Raw genomic sequence first — 23,648 nt, forward strand, 5'->3', positions numbered from 1 at the left:
ATGTACAGCCAGTCATTTGGTCTGTACATATCCTCCTGCACGATCGATCAATTGCGAACAGGGCCGTCAAGCTAACCCATGGCATCGAAATCTCTCCGTCATACATTCCGTCGATTGTGGGCGCTGGATAAATTCAGCTATAGCGTTCGAGTCTTTATCGCACTGACCGGCAGCATGGCGCTGTGCTGGTATCAAAACGAAATGGCGTTACTGATCCCGCTGTTTCTGGGGATTATCGCCTGCGCCCTGGCCGAGACCGACGACAGCTGGCAGGGCCGACTCAACGCACTGGCCGTGACACTGGTGTGTTTCAGCATCGCCGCCCTCGCCGTCGAATTGCTCTTCCCCTACCCCATCCTGTTTGTCTGTTCACTGGCGCTGGCCAGCTTCTGCCTGACCATGCTGGGTGCGCTGGGTGAACGCTATGGCGCGATTGCCTACGGCACGTTGATCCTTTCGGTCTACACCATGATCGGCGTCGATCAGCGTGGCGGTGAAGTGCTGGACTTCTGGCATGAACCGATGCTGCTGGTGGCGGGCGCAGCCTGGTACGGCCTGCTGTCGGTGCTGTGGCAGATGCTGTTTTCCAACCAGCCGGTGCAACAGGCGCTGGCGCGACTGTTTCGCGAGCTGGGCCAGTATCTGAAACTCAAGTCGACCCTGTTTGAACCGATTCGCACACTCAACGTGGAGGCCCGTCGCCTGGAACTGGCGCAGCAGAACGGCAAAGTGGTCGCCGCGCTGAACTCCACCAAGGAAATCATCCTGCACCGCGTCGGCAGCGGCCGTCCCGGCTCCAAAGTCAGCCGCTACCTGAAGCTGTACTTCATCGCCCAGGACATCCACGAGCGCGCCAGCTCGTCGCATTACCCCTACAACTCACTGGCCGATGCGTTTTTCCACAGCGACGTGCTGTTCCGCTGCCAGCGCCTGCTGCGTCAACAGGGCGTTGCCTGCCAGGCGCTGTCGGAATCCATCCAGCTGCGGCAGCCGTTCGTGTATGACCCAAGCTTCGCCGAAGCCATGGAAGACCTGCACGCGTCCCTTGAGCACCTGCGCATCCAGAGCAACCCTGCGTGGCGCGGCCTGCTGCGTTCGCTGCGCGCGCTGGCCGCCAACCTTGGCACTCTGGATCGTCTGATCAGCGACGCCAGCAACCCGGACGCCGTGGCCGATGCCACCGACAGCAGCCTGCTGGACCGCTCGCCGCGCAACCTCAAGGATGTCTGGACACGCCTGCGCCTGCAGATGACCCCGACTTCGCTGCTGTTTCGTCACGCGCTACGCCTGCCGCTGGCATTGACCATCGGTTACGCGATGGTGCACCTGATTCACCCGTCACAGGGCTACTGGATCATCCTGACCACGGTGTTCGTCTGCCAGCCCAGCTACGGTGCTACCCGGCTCAAGCTCGGCCAGCGGATCATCGGCACCGCGATTGGCCTGACGGTCGGCTGGGTGCTGTTCGATCTGGTCACCAGCCCGATTCTGCAATCGATGTGCGCCGTGCTGGCCGGGGTGGTGTTCTTCGTCAATCGGACCACGCGCTACACCCTGTCGACTGCCGCCATCACGGTGATGGTGCTGTTCTGCTTCAACCAGGTCGGCGACGGTTACGGCCTGTTCCTGCCCCGGCTGTTCGATACGTTGCTGGGCAGCCTTATTGCTGGCCTGGCAGTGTTCCTGTTTCTGCCGGACTGGCAGGGGCGGCGCCTGAACAAGGTGCTGGCCAACACCCTGACCTGCAACAGCATCTACCTGCGGCAGATCATGCAACAGTACGCCAAGGGCAAGAGTGACGATCTGGCCTACCGACTGGCGCGGCGCAATGCCCACAACGCCGACGCCGCGCTGTCGACCACGCTGGCCAACATGCTCATGGAGCCCGGTCACTTCCGCAAAGAGGCCGACGTGGGCTTTCGCTTTCTGGTGCTGTCGCACACGCTGCTCAGCTACCTTTCAGGCCTCGGCGCGCATCGTGATACGCAATTGCCGAGTGATGTGCGCGAACACCTGATCGATCACGTCGGTGCCACGCTGGCCGCCAGCATCGACGAGATCGCTGCAGGGCTGGCCGAGAAAAAGCCGGTTGCGGTGCAGAGCGATGTCGAGGAAGGGTTAGCCGCGCAACTGGAGCAACTGCCCGAAGACATGGACGAAAGTCAGCGACTGGTGCAAGCCCAACTGGCGCTGATCTGCCGCCAGCTGGCCCCGCTGCGCACCCTCGCCGCGCACTTGATCAAAGCTCCGGAGGCTACTGCAACCCATGCAGTCTGAGCAGTTCATCATAGGTGCCATCCGCTTTCATGGCGGTAATTTCGCGATCGAAGTCGGCGACGATCTTGTCGTGGTGGGGATTTTTCAGGCTGACCAGAATATGCAGGCTGTTCTCGCTCAGCGAGCCCGGTAGAAACTCGACCCGGTCACGAACCTCGTCCGGTTCCATCGCCAGGTTGTAACGGGCGACGTATTCGTCTTCCAGGGTCAGGTCGACACGCTCGGCAGCAAGCATGCGTATGGCGGTGGAGAAGTTTTGCACAGGGACTTTCTGCAACTGGGTGTCGCTGTCAAAAGAAGGGGTATAAGCGTAACCGCGCACCACAGCGATGACGTACTTGTGCAATTGCTCATGGGTCAGGGCACCAATCGGCGATTCCTTGCGCTTGATGAAGCGCACCCGATTGAGCAGGTATTGCGCAGAAAACTGGCCAACTTTCGTACGCTCCTCGCTGAACCAGGCATTGATCAGCACATCGTGACGCCCTTCACTCAAGCCCAACATCGCTCGCGCCCATGGCACTTGCTCGTACAGCGTGGTGTATCCAGCACGGCGCAGCGCCGTATTGACGATATCGGTCGCCAGCCCGCCGTTGAGCAGCAGCGCGTCGGTAAAGGGAGGCCAGGGGTCGGCGACAAGACGCAGCTTTTCAGCTGCGTTGGCCTGCGCCATCAGCAGAACGACCAGCAACCCCACCGCTCGAAGCGACTGCGACATGCTCAGGTTCCTGAAAGGGGCGGCATACCCAATTTAATCCTATCGGCAGGGAAACGCTCGCGCGTTAAGGCGCCTGCCGTTTTTAATTGAAGACCTCAAGCAGGCAGTAGACAAGCCGGGCAAGCAACATGATCAACCGGCGCACCCTTTAGAACGTTGACGGCGTTTATTGGGAATGTCGCCGGATACGTTTAGACTTCGCTTCTGGTTTCCCTGCGAGTCTGCGACATGTCTATCAAATGGATCTGCAAACATCACACCGAGCTAAGCATCGAGCAACTCTATGCCGTGCTGCAACTGCGTGCCGAAGTGTTTGTGGTCGAGCAGCAATGCGTGTATCTGGACGTCGACGGACAGGACCTGACGGGCGATACCTGCCACCTGATGGCCTGGCAGGAAGACAAGCTGGTCGCCTACCTGCGTTTGCTCGACCCCATCCAGCAAGGCGGCGACGTGACCATCGGCCGGGTGGTGACAGCGCCTTCGATTCGCAGCAGGGGCATCGGCCATGAGCTGATGGAGCAGGCCCTGGAAAACGCCGAACGCAAATGGCCCGACCAGCCCATCTATCTATCGGCCCAGGCGCATCTGCAAGGCTATTACAGCCGCTACGGCTTCAATCCGGTGGGCGAGGTCTACCTGGAAGACGACATTCCGCATATCGGCATGCGTCGCGATCTGGACTGAAAACCGCTCAGGGGTACTCCAGCACAGCCTTGATGCGCAGCAGATTGTCGGCAATCCAGCCCTTGTCAACGGCGCCCCAGTCACGGACCCGGTAGCTGCCGGCGTGATTGCGGCCGCCTTCGAGCTGCTCGAAGTCACACACAATATCCAGATCGGCGAGCGCACTGATGGTGTCCTGCGCGGTACGACGCGGCATGCCGGTTGCCGCCATCAGCTCCGGAACGCTGCTGGCGATCTGTGAATCGATCAGGTAAGCCACGTACAGGCGGCGATAGAAACTGCTTTTGGTCTTGCTGACCTGCATCTTCGAATCCTTTTTCAGTGCCTGGCTCAGCATGGCGCTCGTGCGGCCTGCAGATCACGGTACGTCAGGTAAACGCGCAAATCGAACTCCAGTTGGTGATAACCGGGCAACATGTACTCGCACAACTGGTAGAACGCCTTGTTGTGGTCCGACTCACGAAAATGTGCAAGCTCGTGCACAACGATCATTTTCAGAAATTCCGGCGGTGCTTCCTTGAACAGCGCGGCCACACGAATTTCGTTACTGGCCTTGAGCTTGCCGCCCTGCACTCTGGATATCTTGGTATGCAGGCCCAGCGCGCGATGGGTCAGGTCCAGGCGATTGTCGAAAAGCACCTTCTTGATGGCTGGCGCGTTGCGCAGGTGATCCTGCTTGAGCGCCAGCGCATAGGCGTAAAGGGCCTTGTCGCTCTGGACCTGATGCCGCGCGGGGTAGCGCTGCTGTAGATAATCCGCCAGGCGATCCTCGGCAATCAGCTGCTGCACCTGATCCTGCAGGGCCTGCGGATAGGCCTGCAGGTATTTGAGCGGAGCATGGCTGGATGCAGTCATAGGGCCTTTGCGTGAGATCGAAAAACGCCATTCTACAACAATCCGCTCTGCCTCAAGCCCGCCACGTCAAAGTGCCCGGGAAAGCGCAACGCGTCCTCCGGCACCATCGGATGAGCGATCAGAAAGCCCTGTATGACCTGACAGCCGTTGTCGGCCAGCCACTGATACTGCTCGGCTGTCTCGACGCCTTCGGCAATAACCAGCATGTCGAGGTTGCGGCTCAGGTCGATGATACTGCTGGCCATCGCCGCCTCGCGCTTTGACCCGACGATGTTGGCCACAAAACGCCTGTCCAGCTTCAAGGTGTCGAGTTGCAGATTGCGCAGGTGCGACAACGAGCATTCGCCCGTACCAAAGTCGTCGAGCGCAATGCGCACACCGGCCTCATGCAGCAACTTCAGCTGTTTGTGGCTGTGTGTCAGGTTGTTGACCAACGCGGTTTCAGTGATTTCCACCTCTATTTGCCCAGGTTTCAGCTCGAAGCGATCCATGGCGCGTTTTAATTCCGAAGCCAGATTGGGCAGACAGAATTGCGTGGGACTGACGCAGACACTCAGCACCATGTCGGGCGCGAAGATGTGGCTCCATGCCTGACGCTGCTCGGCGCCCTGATCAAAGATCCAGCTGCCGAGCCGGTTGATTAGCCTGGTCTCTTCCAGCAGCGGAATGAACAGCGCAGGCGGGACCTCTCCGACCGCAGGATGCTGCCAGCGCAGCAAGGCCTCGAAACCACGCAAGCGACCATCCGCCACGTGAATCTGGGGCTGGTACACCACTGAAAAATCCCGACCGTCGATGGCCGTACGCACGCTTTCCTCAAGCATCAGGCGCGAGCGGGCGCGCCCGTTCATGTTCTGATCATAGAATCGATATTGCTGCCGCCCGGCACGCTTGGCTTCGTACATGGCGATATCTGCCGCGCGCAGAAGACCGTCCAGATTCGAGCCGCAGTCCGGAAAGGTTGCAATACCGACGCTGGCACCCAGCGTGATCTCGACGCCGTCGACCTGGCGTCTTCCGGATACCCGCTCAATGAGCTTTTCGGCGATCTTGGCCGCCTGTTCGGGGTAATCCAGCCCGTCGATCACGACAGTGAATTCATCGCCGCCGATGCGTGCCAGCACATCATAGGGGCGCATGCTGTCCTTGAACTGCTCGGCGACCCAGAGCAATACCTGATCACCCGCTTCATGGCCCAGTGAGTCGTTGATTTGCTTGAAGCCATCCAGATCCATGAACAGCACGACCAGGTATTTATCGGCACGCTCGTTGCGCAAAAGCATGCTTTCAACGGCCTGATAAAGCCCTCGGCGATTGAGCAGGCCAGTCAATGCATCGGTGACAGCCTGCTTTTCAAGCTGCTGATAAAGATCACGGACCACCGACATATCGAGAACCGTCAGCACCATTGCCTTCTGTTCGGCAGGTAGCGCCGCGCAGGACAACGCTACGGGCAGTTGCGTGCCTTGCGCCGTACGCAGAATGGCATCGTGCACGCGATAGGTGTCGGACTTGCGATAGTGCTGATAAAAACCCGAGTCCAGCCAGTGCCCCACCTTCGGTTCGATGATGTAGTCCAGCACTTGGGTGCCGCGTAGGTGATCGACTGAAGTGTTCAATAACTGACAGATAGCCGGATTGGCAAAGCTGATGGTGCCCGCTTCGTCAACGACCAGAATGCCTTCGGCGACATTGGCCAGCACCGATGCGTTGAACGCACGGGCCGACTCCAGCTCCAGCGACAGCTGTTGCAGCGCACGGCGGTTGCGCTGCTGCTCGAGCAGGGTCTGCACCTTGGGCTTGAGCACATTCGGATCGAAAGGTTTGAACAGATAATCCGTCGCACCATTCGCATAGCCCTTTTGCACCGCATCCTGGGTCTGCTCATTGGCGGTGAGAAAGATAATCGGCGTAAGACGGGTGCGCTGACTGCCGCGCATCAGTCGCGCGACCTCGAAGCCGTCCATGCCCGGCATCTGCACATCCAGCAAAACCAGGTCGACTTCCTGCTCAAGAAGTACGGTCAATGCTTCTATTCCGGAACTTGCAGTCACAATGTGCCAGTCCGTTCTTTGCAGAACAGCACACATCGTCACCAGATTTTCCGGGTAATCGTCTACAACAAGTAAAACTGAAGAGCCATCATCTGGCTGGTTTGGCACGCGTTCCATGCTGCTTCTCTTTGTGGGCATGACGCCTGAGACTCAGGACGACCGTCATACTTTGGAATAACTCTAGCCTCGTCTCGCCAAAAGCAGAAGCAAGGCGCCTCTTCCCTACTGTCAAAGTTCGATCTAGCCGACTAACGGTCATTCTCTACACCCCTTGCAGGCTCTGCCCTGCAGAAGAAGTGACAGCACTTTGACGCCATCCGTTCGACATTTTTTTATTAACAAATTGTCCTACAAGTCGTATAAAAGTCGGCTGAAGCCTCGCGCCAGAGGCTTTTTCTATGAGCGATACAAAGACATTTAGGGACGGAGACAAAAATGGTAGATCTTGGATCGTGGAATCTCAGCATCCCGGTGGGGTCACCCCCCAAGACCATCGAAACCGCTCAGTTAGTAAAAGGCTACGACGGTAAATATTTCAAATCCAAAACCGACGCCATTGTGTTCTGGTCGCCCGTCACCGGCAGTAAAACCGAGAACGCAAAATATTCCCGTAGCGAACTTCGGGAAACATGGGCAGACGGCTCTCTGCATAATTGGGTCTATCCGGACGCCGACAACTATCTGAACGCCAAACTGGAAGTCGACCAGGTGCCGTCCAGCGGCAAGATTGTCATCGGACAAATACATGCATACGAAAGCACAGAGCCGCTCCTGAAAGTCGAGTTCCAATACAAGGAAGACACCAAGACCGGCGATATCGTTGCAAAAGTCCGCAACCGCTATGACGACGACGAAAGCAAGGTTTACACCATCGTAGAAGGTGTGAAGCTGAATGAGACATTCAATTACGTGATCAACCTGAGCAAGGGCGGAAAACTGTCCGTCAGCGCCAAGGATAAGGACTGGAGCACGCGCATCAGCGAGACCTGGCGGGACAAGCCTCTGTACTTCAAGGCGGGGGTGTATACCCAGGACAATACCGGGTACACCTCGGAGGGCGGCAAGGCGACGTTCTACAACCTCGACATCGATCACAACCAGAGCTGATCGGCACGCTGTTCACAGCCCGCATACAAAACGGCCCGCGCTTCACGAAGAAGAACGGGCCGTTTGTGTTTCAGTCAGACCTGTCAGCGGTTAGCTTTGAAATCCTGTTCGGCTGCCAGGAAACGGGTCTGCATGGACGCAGAAGCGGGCTTGCCGATCAGGCTGAACACCACGATAGCGATGCTGGCCAGGATGAACCCGGGGATGATTTCATACAGCCCCATCGTACTGAACTGTTTCCAGAGCACCACAGTGGCCGCCCCCACAATCACCCCGGCCAGTGCGCCGTTACGGGTCATGCCCTTCCACAGTACCGAAATCAACACCACAGGGCCGAAAGCTGCGCCGAAACCGGCCCAGGCGTAACTCACCAGACCCAGCACGCGGTTTTCAGGATTGGCCGCCAGCAGAATGGCAATGATCGCGATCAGCAGTACCATTGCCCGACCTACCCAGACCAGTTCGACCTGCGAAGCGTCTTTGCGCAGATAAGCCTTGTAGAAGTCCTCGGTCAACGCACTGGAGCACACCAGCAACTGGCAGCTCAGCGTACTCATCACCGCAGCCAGAATGGCCGACAGCAGCACGCCCGCAACCCAAGGGTTGAACAGCAGCTTGGCCAGCTCGATGAACACCCGCTCCGGGTTTTCAGTCACCGGCCCGGCAACATCCGGGTGCGCCGAGAAATAGGCGATGCCGAAGAAACCCACCGCCACGGTGCCGCCCAGGCACAAGATCATCCAGGCCATCGAGATGCGTCGGGCGCTGGCAATCGACTTGACCGAATCGGCCGCCATGAAACGCGCCAGGATGTGCGGCTGGCCGAAATAACCCAGGCCCCAGCCGAGCAGGGAAATGATGCCGATGAAAGTCGTGTTCTTGAACATGTCGAAGCTGGTCGGATCTTTCGCTTCAATCGCCAGAAAGGTGGTATCGACACCGCCCGTTGCCAGCAGAACGATGATCGGCGTAAGGATCAGCGCGAAGATCATCAGCGTGGCCTGCACGGTGTCTGTCCAGCTCACTGCCAGAAAACCACCGACGAAAGTGTAGGCGATGGTCGCCGCAGCACCGGCCCACAGGGCGGTTTCATAGGACATGCCGAAGGTACTTTCAAACAGACGCGCACCCGCAACGATGCCCGATGCGCAATAGATGGTAAAGAACACCAGAATCACGATGGCCGAGATGATGCGCAGCAGGCCGCTGTTGTCTTCGAAACGGCTGCTGAAGTAATCCGGCAGGGTCAGTGCGTCGCCGTTGTGCTCTGTCTGCACGCGCAGACGGCCGGCCACGAACAGCCAGTTCAGGTAGGCGCCGATGATCAGGCCAATGGCGATCCAGCTTTCCGACAGGCCGGACATATAGATGGCACCGGGCAAGCCCATCAACAGCCAGCCGCTCATGTCAGAGGCACCTGCTGAAAGAGCGGTGACCACGCTGCCAAGACTGCGTCCGCCGAGGATGTAATCCGAAAGGTTGTTGGTAGAGCGATAGGCCATCAGGCCGATCAATACCATTGCCGCTATATAGATCACGAACGTGATCAAGGTAGGGTTGCTGACACTCATGAGTTCTGCCTTGGCATTATTTTTATGTTGGCACCCGATGCCAAAGGGAATAGCGACCGAAAATTCGGCACATCCCTGCTTTTGCACCCGACACCGCGTTGACTGATCGCTCCGCAAGGATTGGCAATCAATGACTGGCGGTTGCACCGCGGGAACGAATCCTATTAAACAAAGCAAACAAGGTGCAACCCATTTCATCATGCAAGTTACACCTGTTACAAAAAACCCGGCGCAGGTGCATTTACGCGCCATTTTAGGGCGTTTTCCGCGCAATCTACAAAAAATCACGCACCAGCATTGAGCGTCGTGCTGGTTTTATCGGCCACTCGCCGGAAACGTCACAAAATATTCTGCAAATAGGGTTGCACCCGGTTGCACCTCGCCCCGTCCCGAGGCTAATCTGCGCCAAAGCCGATGCCACCTTCGCGTGCCTATAAAGCCTATAAAGAGGACAACACATGGCCACCACCACTCTTGGCGTCAAACTTGACGACCCGACCCGCGAGCGATTGAAAGCCGCAGCCCACTCTATCGACCGTACACCGCACTGGTTGATCAAGCAGGCGATCTTCAATTACCTGGAAAAGCTCGAGAGTGGTGCAACCCTGTTGGAGCTCGACGGTGCTGCCGGCAAGGAAAACGAAGACCGCGGCGAGCTGGCAGAAGACGCGGGGCTGCAATGCTTTCTGGATTTTGCCGAGAGCATTCAACCGCAGTCCGTATTACGTGCAGCCATCACTTCCGCCTACCGCCGCCCCGAGCAGGAAGTGGTGCCGATGCTGCTCGAACAGGCCCGCCTGAGCGCGCCTGTTGCCGAAGCAACCAACAAGATGGCCGCGTCGATTGCAGAGAAACTGCGTAACCAGAAAAGCGCGGGCGGTCGCGCAGGCATCGTTCAAGGCCTGTTGCAGGAGTTTTCGCTGTCCTCTCAGGAGGGCGTTGCGCTGATGTGTCTGGCCGAAGCGCTGCTGCGTATTCCGGACAAGGGCACCCGCGATGCCTTGATTCGCGACAAGATCAGCAACGGCAACTGGCAGCCGCACCTGGGCAACAGCCCGTCGCTGTTCGTCAACGCCGCCACCTGGGGCCTGCTGCTTACCGGCAGGCTGGTTGCCACTCACAATGAGGCGGGCCTTACGTCCTCGTTGAGCCGCATTATCGGCAAAAGCGGCGAACCGATGATCCGCAAGGGCGTCGACATGGCCATGCGCCTGATGGGCGAGCAGTTCGTCACGGGCGAAACCATCGGTGAAGCCCTGGCCAACGCCAGCCGCTTCGAAGCCAAAGGCTTCCGCTATTCCTACGACATGCTGGGTGAAGCGGCGCTGACCGAACATGACGCGCAGAAGTACCTCGCGTCCTACGAGCAGGCTATCCACTCCATCGGCAAAGCCTCCCACGGTCGCGGCATCTACGAAGGTCCGGGGATTTCCATCAAGCTGTCGGCACTGCATCCACGCTACAGCCGCGCCCAGTACGAGCGGGTGATGGATGAGCTGTACCCGCGCCTGCTGTCGCTGACCCTGCTGGCCAAGCAATACGACATCGGTCTGAACATCGACGCCGAAGAAGCCGATCGCCTGGAGCTGTCGCTGGATCTGCTCGAGCGCCTGTGTTTCGAGCCACAGCTCACCGGCTGGAACGGCATCGGCTTCGTCATTCAGGCGTATCAGAAGCGCTGCCCTTATGTGATCGATTACGTGATCGACCTGGCACGCCGCAGCCGCCATCGTCTGATGATCCGCCTGGTCAAGGGCGCGTACTGGGACAGCGAAATCAAGCGCGCCCAGGTCGAAGGCCTGGAAGGCTATCCGGTGTACACGCGCAAGGTGTACACCGACGTGTCCTACATTGCCTGCGCCCGCAAGTTGCTCGCGGCACCGGAAGTCATCTATCCACAATTCGCCACGCACAACGCCCATACCTTGGCGGCGATCTACCAGATTGCCGGTCAGAATTATTACCCCGGTCAGTACGAGTTCCAGTGCCTGCATGGCATGGGCGAGCCGTTGTACGAGCAGGTCGTGGGCAAAGTCGCCGACGGCAAACTGAATCGCCCTTGCCGCGTGTACGCCCCGGTCGGCACTCATGAAACACTGCTGGCCTATCTGGTGCGTCGCCTGCTGGAAAACGGCGCCAACACGTCGTTCGTCAACCGGATTGCCGACCACTCGATCTCCATTCAGGAACTGGTGGCCGATCCAGTCAGCCAGATCGAACGCATGGCGACCCAGGAAGGCGGTTTCGGTCTGCCGCACCCGCGCATTCCGCTGCCGCGTGATCTGTACGGAACCGAACGCGCCAACTCCAGCGGCATCGACATGGCCAACGAGCATCGTCTGGCTTCGCTGTCTTCGGCCCTGCTGGCTACCGCGCACAACGACTGGAAAGCCGCCCCGATGCTGGGCTGCCCGGCCAGCGCTGGCACGCTGAGTGCTGCGCTGAACCCATCGGATCTGCGCGACGTGGTCGGTCATGTGCAGGAAGCGTCCCTGCAAGATGTCGATAACGCCATCCAGTGCGCCTTGAGCGCCGGTCCGATCTGGCAGGCCACTCCGCCTGGCGAGCGCGCTGCGATTCTGGAGCGTGCCGCTGACTTGATGGAGGCTGAAATCCAGCCGCTGATGGGCCTGCTGGTCCGTGAAGCGGGCAAGACCTTCGCCAACGCTATCGCCGAAGTGCGCGAAGCCGTGGACTTCCTGCGTTACTACGCCGTGCAGGCGCGCAACGACTTCACCAACGACGGCCATCGTCCGCTGGGTCCGGTGGTCTGCATCAGTCCGTGGAACTTCCCGCTGGCGATTTTCAGTGGTCAGGTGGCTGCTGCACTGGCTGCAGGAAACCCAGTGCTGGCCAAACCTGCCGAGCAGACACCGCTGATCGCCGCACAGGCCGTACGCCTGCTGCTTGAAGCGGGCATCCCGGAAGGCGTGGTGCAATTGCTGCCCGGTCGCGGCGAAACCGTGGGTGCCGGTCTGGTCGGCGACGAGCGTGTCAAAGGCGTCATGTTTACCGGTTCCACCGAAGTCGCCCGGCTGCTGCAGCGCAACGTGGCAGGTCGCCTCGACTCTCAGGGTCGCCCCATTCCGCTGATCGCCGAAACCGGTGGCCAGAACGCGATGATTGTCGACTCTTCGGCGTTGACCGAACAGGTGGTGATCGACGTGGTGTCTTCGGCGTTCGACAGCGCCGGTCAACGCTGCTCGGCACTGCGCGTGCTGTGCCTGCAGGAAGATTCTGCTGACCGCGTCATCGAAATGCTCAAGGGCGCGATGGCCGAGAACCGCCTCGGCAATCCGGAGCGCCTGTCCGTGGACATCGGCCCGGTGATCGACGCAGAGGCCAAGGCAGGTATCGAAAAACACATCCAGGCCATGCGCGACAAGGGCCGCACGGTCTATCAGGTGGCCATTGCCGACAGCGCCGAACTCAAGCGCGGCACTTATGTGATGCCGACCTTGATCGAACTGGAAAGCTTCGATGAGCTGCAACGCGAAATCTTCGGTCCGGTGCTGCACGTGGTGCGCTACAAGCGCAAGGAGCTTGGCCTGCTGATCGATCAGATCAACGCTTCCGGTTATGGCCTGACCCTGGGCGTGCACACCCGCATCGACGAGACCATCGCCAAGGTCATCGACAACGTCAATGCCGGCAACGTCTACGTCAACCGCAACATCGTCGGCGCGGTGGTGGGTGTTCAGCCATTCGGCGGCGAAGGCCTGTCCGGCACCGGCCCCAAAGCCGGTGGCCCGCTGTACCTGTATCGCCTGCTGTCGACGCGCCCGCAGGACGCTATCGAGAAATCGTTCGTCCGCAGCGACGCGCTGTCTGCACCGGATACACGCCTGCGTGAAGTTCTGGGCAAGCCGTTGCAGGCACTCAAGGCCTGGGCTGCCAGCAACCAGCAAAGCGATCTGGACGCCCTGTGCAGTCAATACGCCGAGCAATCGCAAAGCGGCATCACCCGCCAGCTGGCGGGCCCGACCGGCGAACGCAACAGCTATGCGATCTTGCCGCGTGAACACGTACTTTGCCTGGCTGACGACGAGAACGACCTGCTGATTCAACTGGCAGCCGTACTGGCGGTCGGCAGCTCTGCCGTGTGGCCGGAAACCGACATCAGCAAACCGCTCCGGGCTCGCCTGCCGAAGGACGTTCAAGCGCGCATCAAGCTGGTACCTGACTGGGCCAAGGACGAAGTCACCTTCGACGCCGTCCTGCACCACGGCGACTCCGATCAGCTACGTGCCATCTGCCAGCAGATCGCACAACGCAGCGGTGCCATCGTCGGCGTCAACGGCCTGTCCCACGGCGAAACCAACGTGCCACTGGAACGCCTGGTGATCGAGCGGGCATTGAGCGTCAACACTGCGGCGGCGGGTGGCAATGCGAGCCTGATGACGATCGGCTGATGCCGCTCGGTAACAGATGACGCGGAGCGTCACGAACGGCATTCCCACGCTGGAGCGTGCGGAACGAGAGGTGTCCGAAAGACACCGACCGCTCCCATGCTCTGGACTATCCGCGTCCGCTCTCGATACCCCCTGCACACGCTCGACCATCACCCGAATCAATCTTGCTACCCTCCCCCCTCAACCCGACCTAGACTTGAGCCATTCCAAGAACAGGTACGCCATCATGTCCGAGTCGCTGCTCAGTTCCCGAAATCTGGCTTTCGAGCTGTATGAAGTTCTGGACGCCGAAGGTCTGACGCGTCGCGAGCGCTTTGCCGAGCATTCGCGGGAAACCTTTGATGCGGCGCTGGGAACGGCGCGCGCCATTGCGGAAAAGTACTTTGCACCGCACAACCGCAAGGCTGACGAAAACGAGCCACGCTATGAAAATGGCGAAGCCATCCTGATACCGGAAGTCAAACCCGCGATAGACGCGTTTCTCGAGGCCGGCTTTCTCAATGCATCACGCGATTTCGACGCAGGCGGCATGCAGTTGCCTACCCTGCTGTCGCAAGCCTGTTTTGCCCACTTTCAGGCGGCCAATGTCGGGACCACGTCGTACCCGTTTCTGACGATGGGCGCGGCCAATCTGATCGAGAGTTTTGCCGACGACGAGCAGAAGCGGCGTTTTCTGCAACCCATGATCGAAGGCCGCTTCTTCGGCACCATGGCGCTGACCGAGCCGCATGCCGGTTCGTCGCTGTCAGATATCCGCACACGCGCCGAACCGGCAGGCGACGGCACTTATCGGCTGCGTGGCAACAAGATATTCATTTCCTGCGGGGATCATTCGCTGTCGGAGAACATCGTGCACATGGTCCTGGCAAAACTGCCGGATGCGCCGGCCGGGGTCAAAGGTATCTCGCTGTTCATCGTGCCCAAGTTTCTGATCAACGATGACGGCAGCCTCGGCCAACGCAATGATGTGCTGCTGGCGGGTCTGTTTCACAAGATGGGCTGGAAAGGCACCACCTCCACCGCGCTCAATTTCGGCGATAACGGCGAGTGTGTCGGCTATCTGGTGGGCAAGCCTCATCACGGCCTGAATTACATGTTCCAGATGATGAACGAAGCGCGCATCGGCGTCGGGCTTGGCGCGGCAATGCTGGGTTATTCCGGCTACCTTTATTCACTGGAGTACGCCCGTGAGCGGCCGCAAGGGCGCTTGCCGGATAGCAAAAGCCCGGACAGCAAACCGGTATCCATCATTGAGCATGCTGATGTGCGGCGCATGCTGCTGACCCAGAAAGCCTACGTGGAAGGCGCGTTTGACCTGTGCCTGTACGCCTCGCGGCTGTTCGATGACACACAGACCGGCGAAAGCGAAGACGATCGCAAGCACGCGCATGAATTGCTGGACCTGCTGACCCCGGTGGTCAAGTCATGGCCGTCGGAGTTCTGCCTGAAGGCCAACGAACTGGCGATCCAGGTCCTGGGCGGCCACGGTTACACCCGCGAATACCCGGTCGAGCAGTATTACCGGGATAACCGCCTCAACGCGATTCATGAAGGCACTCACGGTATCCAGTCGCTCGACCTGCTTGGCCGCAAGCTGGCGCAGAATGGCGGCACTGGCCTCAAGCAACTGCTGCGCCTGATCTCCGCGACCTGCGAACGCGCACAGGCCCATCAGACACTCGACGAACTGCGCCAGCCCCTGCAGCAACTGGTCGCACGCGTGCAGGCCGTCACCCTCGGGCTGCTGACCGATCTGGCACAGGGCAGAATCACCAGCACGCTGGCCAACTCGGCGCTGTATCTCAAGGCATTCGGCCACACGGTAGTCGGTTGGCGATGGCTCGAACAGGCGGTCCGCGCAGAAGAAGGTTTGATTGGTGGCAATCAGGCCGACGGCGACTTTTATCGCGGCAAACTGCAGGCAGCCCGGTACTTCCTGACGTGGGAAGTACCGGGCTGCCATCACGAACTGGCGATTCTGGAAAACCGTGATGACACCTGCCTGGCAATGCGCGACAACTGGTTCTGATGAAAACCTGGCTAGCGTTTGATCAGTGAAAGCCGAACAGGTCAGCCAGTGGCTCCTGCGGGAAAAACCGGTCGACCAGTGGCTTGGCATCGTTACCCAGCTTGACTGCGTACTGCTCTCGGCTGAAGGGCTCGCCCGTGCGCATGTCGTAAAGCGCCCGCCCCGGATGAGGGCGATCGACCTCCTGCATCTGGATTTTCATGATGCGGTAAAACTCGCCGCTCACCTCTTCGATGCTGTCTATCTGAAAGTAGCAGCCGGGCAAAAAGATCGATTCGGCTTCCTCGGGCGAAGCTGAAAACGGTGCAATCGGTGTGGCCCGCAGGTATCGGCCCTTGGGCAAAACGAAGACCACCGACGTGTCATCGAAAGTTACCGGGCCAATCATGGCGTTAATGGGCGCACCGGCCCGACTGCTGGCGAAGGCGCTGACCACATAGGGATTTTCGCTGAACGAGGTGACATCGGTATTGACCAGCACATCACCCACCTTGATCTGCCCGTTGCGAAACACGGCGCCCGAAGTCCCTCGATCACCGCTGCCGCCGCGGTACAACTCGACATCATTGTTGTACCCCACCACATGGATGTCATCGGCCAGTCGTTCGATGAGTTGTACCTGATTGGCCCTTTTGCTCTCGCCCGTGCGCAGGAACTGATTGAATTCAGCGTCATCCTGGGTATAGAGCATGATATTTCTGCCGTAATAGTCGTCCTCACCGAGCCTGAAAACCCGATGTTTGCCATGCCAAGGGTCTTTGTACACTTCGTCGCCGTCAGGTGATGAGTCCGACACGGGAGCCTCTTCAGGGTCTGGCTGCCAAATGCTCATGACGCCTTTCTGCCGGGCCAAGGCCACTTCGGCATAGTGCTGCTCACTGAACAGATCCGTTTGCAGATACCTGTCCCAAAAGGCCGAGTGCACGGTCACATAAGGCTTGCCCGTCGCGGTGGATGCGCTGCTTGACGGCATCGGCACATCCATCGGGGCACCGCCCTGCAGACCGGGCGAGTCAAGTAACGCCCACTCCCCGTCGGTACTCAGACGCACCGGCTTGCTGCCTGCGAATGCAAACGGGTTGTCTGGGTTGACGATAAGCCAGCATTGCTGCTGCTCATTGAACATCACGCGATAGGGCAGTTGCGCAAGCTTGATCCAGGTTTCGCCATTGCCCAGCGTGTAGATGCCGCGAAACCTGCCCTCCGCAGCTGAAGGCGTCAGGCTGTCGAGCAGCAGGTTGCCTTCCATATTTTCCAGTGGATGGGCCGGCGCGCTGCTGCTTTCCAGCACCTCGCTGGAGATAGGTAGGCCTTCGGTTGCGGCCACCGGCACAGGCTGAGGGACGGCACGCAGGGACATCAACAGCGGCAGGTTGAAGAGCAGATAAATAATGTTGTTGATCGCGCCCAACACGCCAGCCTTGCGCTGCGCCGCGGTCTTGCCATTGACCGCCTGATCAATGTTCAAACTGGTATTGGCGAGACTTGCGCCAACCAGCGTCAAGGCGATCGGCCAACCCAAAGCCGCAAGCCCGCCAAACGCCTGCATGAACGCGCCCAGGTAGCCGATCCACATCTGCTTGCGCAGATCCGCGTTGGAAGTCAGCCGTTCACGCGCATCGGCGGTCATGCCCTGTCGAACGACGTCTCGCAGATACACGAAGGGGTCACCCACAATAGGTGCCTGCCCCAGGTTGACGAGTGGGATGTCGGCACGCCAGTCGTGCGCGAGCAACTGGCTCACCGCGCGAAAGAATCGCTCACCGTCCTTTTTACGGGACGTCTCACCACGCAGAAACTGACGTGTTATCGCCTTGTCGGCGTGCTCGCCCATGAACCGGGCCTTGAGCCAGCGGTACACCGCGCGCTCGCTATCGAACGCCATGAACGGCTGCTCGGCATCGGGCCAGTAGATGATCTCGCGGCCAGCGGCGGTGACGATACGCAGCATGTCATGGGCCTTGAGGCCATCGATATCCAACGTGTGTACCGTAACACCGGGAGTTGCAGGAAGCGGGGCCAGCAAGGCTTTCAGCGTAGGGGGCTGCAAGGGGTCGGCGATGACGACGCTCGTGACATGCTTGAAATCGACGGTTGAAAGCTGGCCCTTGCGCAGACAATGACTGGCTGCAACCAGATAGCGCGCCTTGGCCAGGGTGCAGAAGTTCTCGCTGTGCAGGCTCCAGAATCGCTCCATACGGCGGGTGTACAGCGTGCTGAAATCAAGTGTCCACATGTCTTTGAGCACGTCCTGAGGCAGCATGGGCACCTCATTGCGCTCGTCGAAAACCCCATGATCCGGGCCATCGGTGTAGAAACCGCCGTACAGGGAAAGCTCGTCGCTGGCTTCCTGATCGTGGGCGCTGAAGTGCCGCATGAGCAGCTCGATCAAGGTCATCGACTGCACCGGCGCTCCGGAATGCTGCCAGCCGGTAAACGTGCGCGGACTGCTGCTGGCACTGCTGAAACGATGCCAATACACCTGCTCCGGGGCGAACACGCGGTGGGTGTGCTGAAGAATGATCCTGCTGGCGGCGGTATGGGCCAAATCGTAAAGATCGGGATAATCGAGAACGAACTGCTGCGCACAGGCGCGCAGCCGTTGCTGGTCGGTTTCAGGTGTTTTCAGAGAACTCAGTGGCATGACGTCTTCCTGTATGAGAGAAGTCATGCACGTAATCATTCATCAGGGCGTTCGTGGTGCTAACTATCTATACCTTCACGGACGCATGAATGCAGGTGGCGGCTCAGCCGACGAACCGCTGCAAACCCTGAATGCCTTACCAACCATTCTCGGAGCCTGGTGTAATTTTTGCCCTGCCCTTGAATGGAAAATAAAAGTCCACGGCCTCGTTCAGGTGTTCGATGTACAACACGGACAAGACCTCATCGACCGGCAAATAGGAACGCTCCAGCAGATCGAAATAGTCAGGTCGCAGCCTTCTCAAGACGTCTGACATGAGTTTGGGACCGGTCAGGTCGGAAATGCGCGTCATGTACGGTGTCATTCGGTCTCTGGAGGCGCTACGCGAGGCTTCGCTGCTGTGGTCAGTGAAGGGTCTGCGCGTACTGAAAAACGCCTTGTTAGTCTGCTTTTCATTCTGGAAACGCGTGTTTATTTCCTTCAGGATCCTCTTCAGGACCGGGTTTTCCGGGTGGCTGGCAAAATGGCTGTTACCCGGCCCGGTGTAGCTCAGTTGCTGCGCATCCAGACGCCTGCCCAGCAATACATCATTGGGCCCTGCTTTCAATGGCGTGCCTGCGAAAGGGACATTAATGGTGTCATCGCAATCCAGATAAATGCCGCCGTATTCGTTGATCAGTCGATAACGCAGAATGTCCGACGCCGCCGCATAATTACGATTCTCCGAGTGCATGAAATAGTTGAACGCCTCGCCATTTTCACCCTTCAGGAACGTGGGGAAAAACGCTTCTTCCTTGAGCCTGGAAATCCGCATCTGCGGATGTTCGCTGAAGTAATCCAGCAACTGCTGATGCGCCGTCGGGTGGTTGATATCGATATGCAGTTCGAAGCGCAAGTCCGGGCTGGTGCGCATGTTATCCAGCATCTTTTCCAGCAGGTTATCGCCCGGCATGCGTTCGCCCAGCCATATGTGATGAATCACTCGGCTGATGGGCTCGGCATCTGCAGGCAACCTGGGCACGCGAGGGAAAGAATAGATTTCGAACCGGCGGCTCTGTGGCAGTTTTGCCTCTACCTTCCTGAATGCATCCTCCGACCCACTGTTCCAGAAACCGTTGCGGTCCAGCCAGACCAGGCCGTTTGAAGACGAGTCAGTGCGCCAGCATGGAATATCGGCATCGTAATAGACGTTCTTCCTGATCCCTCCGATCTGAATGAAGTACTTCTCTACGACCGTCCCTTTTGCCTGGCTCTGTACCTCCTCGACCATGATCTGATCCAGTGGCAACTCGATCTGTACCTTGGGGCCCCAGCGCTGCACCTCGATTGCGGGCTCGTCAGGTATGACCGCCACCACCGCGCTGTCTGCCTCACTGGCCGGCGGTAATCGCGAGCCATCGAAGCTTTCCCCGCCACGCAAACCAAGCTTGAGGTCCAGATCCCAATAGCCGGTGTCGATAGTCTTCACGTAAGGCCCCCAGACACGCGGATCAGAATCAGAGCGAATCCGGTACTGCTTTTCCTGTGGCACCCACTTGACCCGAAACGCCTGATCATGCAGCTCGATGTAACTTTTGCCTTGCAGCGGATAAATACCCGCCACTTCGCCCGAGGCCAGTCCTGGCAGGTCTTGAGTCACTTCGAGCGCGCGCAACAGGCGGCGCATTTTGGCATCGAGCGAACGCAAGGCCGGCGGCTCTTCCCTGAACACCGGAATCGGCTCGACCTCGATAACAGGGTCGATCGGTGTGGTGGGGCCAGAAACCTCATAACCGCCTCGCGCCTCGTCAATCAGCCCGGTTTCGGCACCAGCCTCGACCGCAGCGCCCCCCTCGGCAATAATCGGTAACGCGTTCAATACCCCGAAGGCAATCCGCCCTAGCCCCGTCTGGCGCGCGTCCAGCGTACGGCCATTGACCGCGGCATCGACGCCCAGCCCGACCAGCGCGAGAGACAGCCCCGCGATGACCGGAATCAGTTCAGGAAAGACGATCGCGACGCCGCCCAGGACAGACACGCACTCACTCAAGCCGCTGCTGGCTTCCTCTTTCCAGTAATCGCTATGGCTGCGTATTTTTTGCAGCGCGTCCGCTTCAGACTTCGCCTTGACCCGATGCTTGAAGTGCGAGAACGGCCAGGGCTGTAGCGGCTCGCCGAACTGCACCAGTTTGCGCGGGTTCCACGCGCCGGTCGCCGCGTCCAGCAGTTTGGGGTAGACAGCGAAGCCTCTGAGGGCGGTGGCAACGCCGCTGTAGAAAAAGCCATCGACGTCATCCGCAGCACTGAAATGCCCCTCGAAAGACCGACGTTTGCCTGGATCCTTGCACATCAGCGCGATCCAGTCCTTGAGCGCGTCGGCGTTGGCGAAGGTATGAATCGGTGACGAGTTGCCAGGGATGTAGAGCAGCACGGTCGGCGAATCGGCACTGCGTATGACCATGATGTCGGCGGCGCTGTAGCCATGCACCTGCAACTCGGAAATCGTCACGCGAGTGGAAATCGGCGCGGCGACAAAAGCGTCGAAACTCAGCTGTTTCCAACCCTGATCGGCAGGCAGCCCGAGCGCCTCCAGCACCATGTCCTTGTGCTCGGCCTTAAGCGTGTTTTCCTCGGCTTGCAGCCAGGCCGCCCTGAACAGACCGGCCTTGAGCATCAGGTTGTAGTCGTCGGCGTGCGCCTGCCAGAACTGTTTCAGGTAGGCGAGATAGCCGGCTTGCAGGTTGTGATCCCAGATGTACTGCTTGAACGCCTCGGCAGTCAGGCGCAGTTGCGTCGTCGAATTGTAGTGCTGCGGAGCGGTTTTCCGGTACACCGCCTCATAAGCGACGCAGTCATAGGACGGCAGTTTTTCATCCACGACCTGACAGTCGAGACCGTCCTCATGATGGGGCTGCAAATGCCCGAGGTGATCAAACCAGTCACCATTACCGTTTTGCTGCCAGTTGCGCAGCAGCGCCTCGGTCAGCGTCATCGAGTGAGCGACATTGGCGCGGTGAGGAGCGGGATAGAGCTTCGGGTCCTCGATATACAGCGTGGCGATCAAAGTGTCGTCCGGATCGATCTCGATACCCCACCTTGACTGGCATTCCTGTGCCACATCCCGCGCAGCAAGGGCAGCAGGTGACTGCAGGCTGATCGGGTTGAGGCGGAAGTAATCGCTGACCGAATAGTCTTCGTCTACCCGCGCCCAGAACTCTGCGTCAGAGTCATCATCGCCAGCCCTGTCGTCATCGCCGAAGTCGTACTGTGCTGCAAATTCATCGTCCATGATGAAAACCTTCTTGGTGGTTGGAGCCCCTACAGTAGGGGGCAAGAAGGCCTGGTCTGCGGTATATAACTATGTGTCAGCCGCTGGATTGCAACCAATCGTGAGCCCGGAAGCGCCGGTCTGGGTCAATCGCTCGAAATTGCTCTTTGACAGCCAAGCAATTCAACAGGTTAAATCCCTTGGCACGCGGACTGCATGGTCAGCTTTCGCCCTTCCCGCTTCAATTCAGTTTTCTACGGAGTACCGCCTTTGGACGCCACCACCATCAACAGCCTGTTCCTGATCGGCGCGTTGCTGGTAGCCGCGAGCATCCTGGTCAGTTCTCTTTCGTCACGCCTCGGCATTCCGATCCTGGTCATCATCCTCGCAGTGGGCATGGTCGCAGGCGTCGATGGCGGCGGGATCATCTTCGATAACTACGCGACCGCCTACCTGGTCGGCAACCTTGCGCTGGCGGTCATCCTGCTCGACGGCGGGCTGCGAACGCGGGTGGCCAGTTTCCGGGTTGCGCTATGGCCGGCCTTGTCGCTGGCGACGGTGGGCGTGCTCATCACCACGGTACTGACCGGCATGATGGCTGCGTGGCTGTTCAATCTCAGCGTTATTCAGGGCCTGTTGATCGGCGCGATCGTCGGTTCCACAGACGCCGCGGCGGTGTTCTCACTGCTGGGCGGCAAAGGCTTGAACGAGCGCGTTACCGCCAGCCTCGAGATCGAGTCGGGCAGCAACGACCCCATGGCCGTATTCCTGACCGTCACCCTGATCGGCATGCTGGCCAGTGGGCAGACCGGCTTGCACTGGGGACTGCTGGGGCACCTGATCCAGGAATTCGGTATCGGCAGCTTTATCGGTCTGGGCGGCGGCTGGATCCTGCTGCAGCTGGTCAACCGCATCAATCTGGCCGCCGGCCTCTACCCGATTCTGGTGATTGCCGGTGGCCTGGCAATCTTCGCCCTGACCAACGCCATCCACGGCAGCGGCTTTCTCGCGGTCTACCTGTGCGGTCTGGTGCTCGGCAACCGGCCGATTCGTAGTCGCCACGGCATCCTGCACATGCTCGACGGCATGGCCTGGCTGGCGCAGATCGGCATGTTTCTGGTGCTGGGCCTGCTGGTCACGCCGCACGATCTGCTGCCGATTGCGATACCGGCGCTGGGTCTGGCGCTGTGGATGATTCTGGTGGCACGTCCACTGTCGGTGATGGTCGGCCTGCTGCCGTTCAAGGCCTTCCATGATCGCGAAAAAGCCTTTATCGCCTGGGTCGGCCTGCGTGGCGCGGTACCGATCATCCTCGCGGTGTTCCCGCTGATGGCCGGCCTGCCCAACGCACAGCTGTACTTCAACCTGGCGTTCTTTATCGTGCTGGTTTCGCTGTTGCTGCAAGGCACCAGCCTGCCGTGGATGGCCAAACTGCTCAAAGTGACGGTTCCGCCTGATCCCGCGCCGATTTCCCGGGCCGCGCTGGAGGTGCACGTCACCAGCGAATGGGAGTTGTTCGTCTACCGCCTGGGCGCCGAAAAGTGGTGCATTGGCGCGGCTCTGCGTGAACTGAAGATGCCGGAAGGCACGCGTATCGCGGCACTGTTCCGCGGCCAGCAACTGCTCCATCCGTCCGGCAGCACGACGCTGGAAGTGGGTGATCTGCTGTGCGTGATAGGCCACGAACATGACCTTCCAGCGCTGGGCAAATTGTTCAGCCAGGCACCGCAGCGTGGGCTGGACCTGCGTTTCTTCGGCGACTTCGTGCTCGAAGGCGACGCAAGGCTGGGTGAAGTGGCGGCCCTGTATGGCCTGAAACTCGACGGCATCGACCCAGGCATGCCGCTCAGCCAGTTCATTGTGCAGAAGAACCGTGGCGAGCCGGTGGTGGGCGACCAGATTGAATGGAATGGAACTATTTGGACAGTTGCCGTCATGGACGGGAACAAGATCCAGAAAGTGGGCGTCAAATTCCCCGAAGGAACCCGCCCGGGCCCCGGACTGTTCCTTTAAACTGCCAACCCACACGTATCATCATGCGACCGGT

The 23,648-nt window shown here is 59.4% G+C and carries 14 protein-coding genes; 7 read left to right on the forward strand and 7 right to left on the reverse strand.

What is annotated here, in order from left to right; all coding sequences use genetic code 11:
• The first annotated feature begins 78 nt into the window (after window positions 1-78).
• Window positions 79-2,277: a YccS family putative transporter gene (gene yccS, locus JOE29_RS22055; RefSeq protein WP_057445400.1), complete on the forward strand. Its 2,199-nt coding sequence runs from the start codon at window positions 79-81 to the stop codon at window positions 2,275-2,277.
• On the opposite strand, the gene JOE29_RS22060 is transcribed toward yccS, so the two are convergent.
• Entirely contained in the window at window positions 2,255-2,995 is a 741-nt protein-coding gene (locus JOE29_RS22060; RefSeq protein WP_058444653.1) for a transporter substrate-binding domain-containing protein, read from the reverse strand. The genes yccS and JOE29_RS22060 overlap by 23 nt on opposite strands.
• A 228-nt stretch (window positions 2,996-3,223) precedes the next feature.
• Between JOE29_RS22060 and JOE29_RS22065 the strand changes: the two genes are divergently transcribed.
• Window positions 3,224-3,682 (forward strand): GNAT family N-acetyltransferase, encoded by a 459-nt coding sequence (locus tag JOE29_RS22065; protein ID WP_003305636.1) that lies wholly within the window; start codon window positions 3,224-3,226, stop codon window positions 3,680-3,682.
• A gap of 7 nt (window positions 3,683-3,689) precedes the next feature.
• On the opposite strand, the gene JOE29_RS22070 is transcribed toward JOE29_RS22065, so the two are convergent.
• Genes JOE29_RS22070 through JOE29_RS22080 form a run of 3 tightly spaced genes read right to left on the reverse strand, consistent with a single transcriptional unit; the run spans window position 3,690 to window position 6,708 of the window.
• Window positions 3,690-3,986, reverse strand: a complete 297-nt coding sequence (locus tag JOE29_RS22070) for a winged helix-turn-helix domain-containing protein (protein WP_210080030.1) — start codon at window positions 3,984-3,986, stop codon at window positions 3,690-3,692.
• 26 nt (window positions 3,987-4,012) lie between these two features.
• A complete protein-coding gene (locus tag JOE29_RS22075; RefSeq protein WP_003392171.1) occupies window positions 4,013-4,537 on the reverse strand; it encodes a M48 family metallopeptidase in 525 nt (174 codons plus the stop codon).
• A gap of 32 nt (window positions 4,538-4,569) precedes the next feature.
• Window positions 4,570-6,708 (reverse strand): EAL domain-containing protein, encoded by a 2,139-nt coding sequence (locus tag JOE29_RS22080; protein WP_044312579.1) that lies wholly within the window; start codon window positions 6,706-6,708, stop codon window positions 4,570-4,572.
• A 318-nt stretch (window positions 6,709-7,026) separates the two neighbouring features.
• Here JOE29_RS22080 and JOE29_RS22085 point away from each other — a divergent pair, with 318 nt between their 5' ends.
• Complete coding sequence (locus JOE29_RS22085; RefSeq protein WP_003318160.1) at window positions 7,027-7,698, forward strand: polysaccharide lyase family 7 protein; 672 nt, start codon at window positions 7,027-7,029, stop codon at window positions 7,696-7,698.
• Window positions 7,699-7,781: 83 nt separating this feature from the next.
• Here JOE29_RS22085 and putP read toward each other — a convergent pair whose 3' ends face one another.
• On the reverse strand, window positions 7,782-9,269 hold the full coding sequence (gene putP, locus JOE29_RS22090) for a sodium/proline symporter PutP (RefSeq protein ID WP_010419844.1): 1,488 nt from the start codon (window positions 9,267-9,269) through the stop codon (window positions 7,782-7,784).
• Window positions 9,270-9,399: 130 nt separating this feature from the next.
• On the opposite strand from putP, the gene JOE29_RS22095 reads away from it, so the two are divergent.
• The 3 genes from JOE29_RS22095 to JOE29_RS22105 all read left to right on the forward strand — a co-directional run bounded on the left by JOE29_RS22095 (window position 9,400) and on the right by JOE29_RS22105 (window position 15,710).
• The gene (locus JOE29_RS22095; RefSeq protein WP_154218214.1) at window positions 9,400-9,570 is read left to right on the forward strand and encodes a hypothetical protein; all 171 of its coding nucleotides are present in this window, start codon (window positions 9,400-9,402) and stop codon (window positions 9,568-9,570) included.
• Between the two features lie 157 nt (window positions 9,571-9,727).
• Entirely contained in the window at window positions 9,728-13,681 is a 3,954-nt protein-coding gene (gene putA / locus JOE29_RS22100; RefSeq protein WP_103694241.1) for a trifunctional transcriptional regulator/proline dehydrogenase/L-glutamate gamma-semialdehyde dehydrogenase, read from the forward strand.
• 226 nt (window positions 13,682-13,907) lie between these two features.
• Window positions 13,908-15,710, forward strand: a complete 1,803-nt coding sequence (locus JOE29_RS22105; RefSeq protein ID WP_210079865.1) for an acyl-CoA dehydrogenase — start codon at window positions 13,908-13,910, stop codon at window positions 15,708-15,710.
• Between the two features lie 22 nt (window positions 15,711-15,732).
• Here the strand turns inward: JOE29_RS22105 and JOE29_RS22110 are convergent, their stop codons facing one another.
• Together JOE29_RS22110 and JOE29_RS22115 are read right to left on the reverse strand one after the other, a co-directional pair.
• Window positions 15,733-18,354, reverse strand: a complete 2,622-nt coding sequence (locus JOE29_RS22110) for a DUF6543 domain-containing protein (protein WP_210080031.1) — start codon at window positions 18,352-18,354, stop codon at window positions 15,733-15,735.
• A 136-nt stretch (window positions 18,355-18,490) separates the two neighbouring features.
• Window positions 18,491-21,622 (reverse strand): DUF6543 domain-containing protein, encoded by a 3,132-nt coding sequence (locus JOE29_RS22115; RefSeq protein ID WP_210079866.1) that lies wholly within the window; start codon window positions 21,620-21,622, stop codon window positions 18,491-18,493.
• A 249-nt stretch (window positions 21,623-21,871) separates the two neighbouring features.
• On the opposite strand from JOE29_RS22115, the gene JOE29_RS22120 reads away from it, so the two are divergent.
• The gene (locus JOE29_RS22120) at window positions 21,872-23,614 is read left to right on the forward strand and encodes a potassium/proton antiporter (protein ID WP_003422423.1); all 1,743 of its coding nucleotides are present in this window, start codon (window positions 21,872-21,874) and stop codon (window positions 23,612-23,614) included.
• Window positions 23,615-23,648 lie beyond the last annotated feature (34 nt).

Source organism: Pseudomonas sp. PvP009 (assembly GCF_017832995.1).
Classification (GTDB): domain Bacteria; phylum Pseudomonadota; class Gammaproteobacteria; order Pseudomonadales; family Pseudomonadaceae; genus Aquipseudomonas; species Aquipseudomonas syringae.